Source organism: Lyngbya sp. CCY1209 (assembly GCF_035615495.1).
In the GTDB taxonomy this organism is placed as follows: Bacteria; Cyanobacteriota; Cyanobacteriia; order Cyanobacteriales; family Microcoleaceae; genus Limnospira.
Map to the genome: position 1 here is coordinate 1 of NZ_JAJENU010000177.1, position 3,879 is coordinate 3,879.

The following is a 3,879-nucleotide window of genomic DNA, read 5'->3' on the forward strand; positions in this document are numbered from 1 at the left end:
GAGCCGTGTGAGGTGAAAGTCTCATGCACGGTTCTGAATGGGAGGGGGAGAAGGTGACTTCTCTCTCGACCCCTAATTTCACCCGCCCGAGTCCAAAACTTTGCAACTCAGAACTGACGACTGACTAAAATGACGACCCGTGTAATTCTTGTCCGCCACGGTCAGAGCACCTACAACGCCCAAAAACGCATCCAGGGCCGCCTGGACGATTCCGTTTTGACCGACCGCGGCCGCGACGACGCCGAACGAGTCGCAACCGCGCTCTGTGGCCTGCCCCTGGACGCTATCTACAGCAGCCCCCTGCAACGGGCCCGCCAGACGGCCCAACTCATTGTCTCCCGCCTGGAACGGGCGCCCGAGTTGCAAACCGCCGATTTGCTCATGGAAATCGACCTCCCCCTGTGGGCCGGACTCGAACGCCAGGAAGTCCGCACGCGCTTTTCCGAAGACTACCGCCGCTGGCAGGAAACCCCCCACGAGTTTTCCATGGTTCTAGAAGGCGGAAAACAACATTTCCCCGTTTTATCCCTCTTTGAACAGGCGCGACAATTTTGGCGGCATCTCCTCGCCCGCCACGCCGGCCAGACGGTGTTGGTCGTCGCCCACAACGGCATCAACCGCTCCCTCATCGCCACGGCTTTGGGGGTCAAACCCGAGTTGTATCAGTCGGTCCAGCAGTCCAACTGTGGCATCAGCGTCCTCAATATCGGCGACGTCGGACCGGGAGAACTCCCCAAACCCGCCGCCGTCCAGTTGGAGTCCATGAACCTCACTTCCCACGTCGGCGCCCAATTTCCCACCCCCCGCCCGGAACATCGCGGGCCGCGGCTGCTGCTGGTCCGCCACGGGGAAACCGAGTGGAACCGCAACGGACAATTTCAGGGACAAATTGACGTCCCCCTCAACGAAAACGGCCGGGAACAGGCGCGAAAAGCCTCAGAATTTCTTAAGGATGTCCGGCTCGATTTCGCCCTGACCAGCCCGATGGCCCGCCCGAAAGAAACGGCTGAAATTATCCTCGAACACCACCCCGATCTCCCCCTCCAGTTAGATGACAATTTCCGCGAAATCAGTCACGGCCTCTGGGAAGGAAAATTTGAGTCGGAAATCGAGGAACACTATCCCGGTTTATTGAATCAGTGGAAGCGGGCGCCGGAAACCGTGCAGATGCCGGAAGGGGAAAATCTGAACCAGGTCTGGGAGCGGGTGGCGATCGGCTGGAAAAAGCTGGTCAAAGCCTACGATTCCCAACCCGTCACCGGCTTGGTGGTCGCCCACGATGCCGTCAACAAAGCCATCCTCTGCCAGTTGTTTGGTTTGTCTCCGGAACATTTTTGGAACTTCAAACAGGGCAACGGTTCCGTCACCGTCATCGACTACCCCAACGGCGCCGGCGGCTACCCGGTTTTGCAGGCGATGAACATCACCACCCACCTGTCCGGCAGCATTCTCGACAAGACCGCCGCCGGGGCGCTTTGATCATTAATAATTAACAATTAATAATTAATAATTAATAATTATTAATTGCTGGAGAGGTGAGATAAGAGCTCATGAGTGACGAACTCCTCAAACAGGTCAGGGTTTTAGATCCCGAGTCGGGGCGGGATCAGGTGGCCGATGTGCTGATCGCGGACGGTCGGATTCGGGCCGTCGCATCCGCGATCGCCGATTACCCCGATCATACCCGGGTGCGGGATGGGGAGTGCCTGGTTTTGGGGCCGGGACTCGTCGATCTCTACAGCCACACCGGGGAACCGGGATTTGAGGAGCGGGAAACCCTGGAATCCCTGGGAAAGGCGGCGATCGCGGGGGGATTCACCCGCCTGGGGATCTTGCCGGACATGATACCATCGGCCGACAATCCCGCCACCGTCGGTTTCTTGCAAAGTCGCGTCCCGGCGGGGTTCCACCTGTGGGGCGCGATGACCCGGGGTGCGGCGGGGGAACAGATGACAGAACTCGGGGAGTTGGCGGGCTCGGGAATTGTCGGATTTGCCGACGGACATCCCCTGCAACGCCTCGCCCTGCTGCGCCGGATTTTAGAATATCTCCATCCGCTCAACGTGCCGATCGCCCTCTACTGCTGCGATCGCCAACTCGCCAGCAACGGGGTGATGCGGGAGGGGGATGAATCCATCTACGCCGGCCTCCCCGGCCTCCCCGGCTTCGCCGAAACCGCCGCCCTCGCCGCCGTTTTGGAGTTGGTGGAGGCGACGGGAACCCCCGTCCACATCATGCGGGTTTCCACCGCTCGGGGGGTGGAACTGATCCGGGATGCCAAACGGCGGGGTCTGCCCATCACCGCCAGCACCACCTGGATGCATTTATTGTTCGACACGGAGGCCGTCAGCGGCAAACGGCGGCGGGTTCTCGGCAGCGACGGATCGCCCTCGTCCCCCTTTCCCATCCCCTACGATCCCAGTCTCAACCTCGACCCGCCCCTCGGCAACCCCGCCGACCGCACGGCCTTAATTGCAGGCGTCGGGGAGGGGATTTTAGATGCGATCGCCGTCGATCACGCCCCCCACACCTACGAAGAAAAAACCGTCGCCTTCGCCGACACCCCGCCCGGGGCGATCGGCCTGGAATTGGCGCTACCGTTACTGTGGGAAACCTTCGTTACAACGGAAAAATGGTCGCCCCTGCAACTGTGGCGGGCCTTGAGTACCGCACCCGCCCGCTGTTGGCAACAAACTCCCCCGAGCCTCCAAATCGACCGCCCCGCCGAGTTGACCTTATTCGACCCCCGAGAGCGTTGGACCGTAAACGGCACGACGATTCAATCGCGATCGGCCAATACCCCCTGGTGGGGGCAGGAACTCACCGGACGGGTGCTGGAAACTTGGGGAGCATAGGGGAGGCAGGGGGGCGACCGGGAGGCGACCGGAAGCGGAGGGGAAACTATCCCATTCCCCATTCCCCATTCCCCATTCCCCATTCCCCATTCCCGACTCCCTACTTCTCCATCGGCGAGGTGGGATATAGCGGCTCCGGATCGACGCCGCCCACCCGGTTGAGGGGCCAGAAGCGGACGATCGCGCGGCCGATGATGTGGTCGCGGGGGACGAATCCCCAATAGTGGCTATCGTAACTGTTGTTGCGGTTATCGCCCAAAACCAAATAGCTATCTTCCGGGACGGTATCGGGCCCCCAGTTGTATTGGGGTTCTTCGGCGATGTAGTTTTCCTGCAGGGGTTCGCCGTTGACAAACACCTGCCCGTCCCGAACTTCGACGGTTTCCCCCGGCAGGCCGATGATCCGCTTGATAAACGCATCTTTGTACTGTTTGCGGAGTTCGTCCGTCGGATTGAAGACGACCACATCGCCCCGCTGCGGTTCGGTGAACCGATAGCCCAATTTGTCGATGATCAGGCGATCGTCAATCTCCAGGGTGGGCAGCATTGACCCGGAGGGGATATAACGAGCTTCCGCGACGAAAGTTCGGATACCCAAAGCCAAAATTATACTCAGTCCGATGGTTTTGAATCCTTCGACCCAGGGATTTTCTTCGTGGGTCGATGACGAATTCTTTTCATTTGGCTCTCGATTGGGGACACTGCTCATAGTCGTACAGTCAAAGGACAGAGTTGATGGTAAGTAGAATTGTAGAAGGTGACGGCGGGGGGGTTGATGAGAGCGGGACCTGCCCCGAGCAGAGTATGGCGGAGCGGACTCCACTGCACTCCCTACCCTCGTTGTATACCTGGATTGGGTTCGGTGATGTCTCCGATCATACCAAATCCATCCCGCGATCGCCGCAGAAATCCGGACGGGAGCGGAACCGATCTGGGGCGATCGCACCCCATTAGGGGTCGAGAGAGAAGTCACCTTCTCCCCCTCCCATTCTCCAAGCGTGCATGAGACTTTCGCCTCACACGG

At 59.8% G+C, this 3,879-nt stretch carries 4 protein-coding genes; 3 read left to right on the top strand and 1 reads right to left on the bottom strand.

Annotated features, from left to right (window positions below):
* The first annotated feature begins 129 nt into the window (after positions 1 to 129).
* Together LKE08_RS02695 and LKE08_RS02700 are read left to right on the top strand one after the other, a co-directional pair.
* Positions 130 to 1,479: a histidine phosphatase family protein gene (locus tag LKE08_RS02695; protein WP_324702650.1), complete on the top strand. Its 1,350-nt coding sequence runs from the start codon at positions 130 to 132 to the stop codon at positions 1,477 to 1,479.
* Positions 1,480 to 1,550: 71 nt separating this feature from the next.
* Positions 1,551 to 2,855, top strand: coding sequence for a dihydroorotase (locus LKE08_RS02700; protein WP_324702651.1), 1,305 nt, complete (start codon positions 1,551 to 1,553; stop codon positions 2,853 to 2,855).
* Between the two features lie 100 nt (positions 2,856 to 2,955).
* Here the strand turns inward: LKE08_RS02700 and lepB are convergent, their stop codons facing one another.
* Positions 2,956 to 3,564: a signal peptidase I gene (gene lepB / locus LKE08_RS02705; protein ID WP_324702652.1), complete on the bottom strand. Its 609-nt coding sequence runs from the start codon at positions 3,562 to 3,564 to the stop codon at positions 2,956 to 2,958.
* A gap of 26 nt (positions 3,565 to 3,590) precedes the next feature.
* Here lepB and LKE08_RS02710 point away from each other — a divergent pair, with 26 nt between their 5' ends.
* Positions 3,591 to 3,809 (top strand): hypothetical protein, encoded by a 219-nt coding sequence (locus LKE08_RS02710; RefSeq protein ID WP_324702653.1) that lies wholly within the window; start codon positions 3,591 to 3,593, stop codon positions 3,807 to 3,809.
* The last annotated feature ends 70 nt before the right edge of the window (positions 3,810 to 3,879 follow it).

Coding starts and splice junctions, on each gene's coding strand:
- LKE08_RS02695 (WP_324702650.1), top strand. CDS start 130: ATGACGACCCGTGTAATTCTTGTCCGCCACGGTCAGAGCACCTACAAC.
- LKE08_RS02700 (WP_324702651.1), top strand. CDS start 1,551: ATGAGTGACGAACTCCTCAAACAGGTCAGGGTTTTAGATCCCGAGTCG.
- lepB (WP_324702652.1), bottom strand. CDS start 3,564: ATGAGCAGTGTCCCCAATCGAGAGCCAAATGAAAAGAATTCGTCATCG.
- LKE08_RS02710 (WP_324702653.1), top strand. CDS start 3,591: ATGGTAAGTAGAATTGTAGAAGGTGACGGCGGGGGGGTTGATGAGAGC.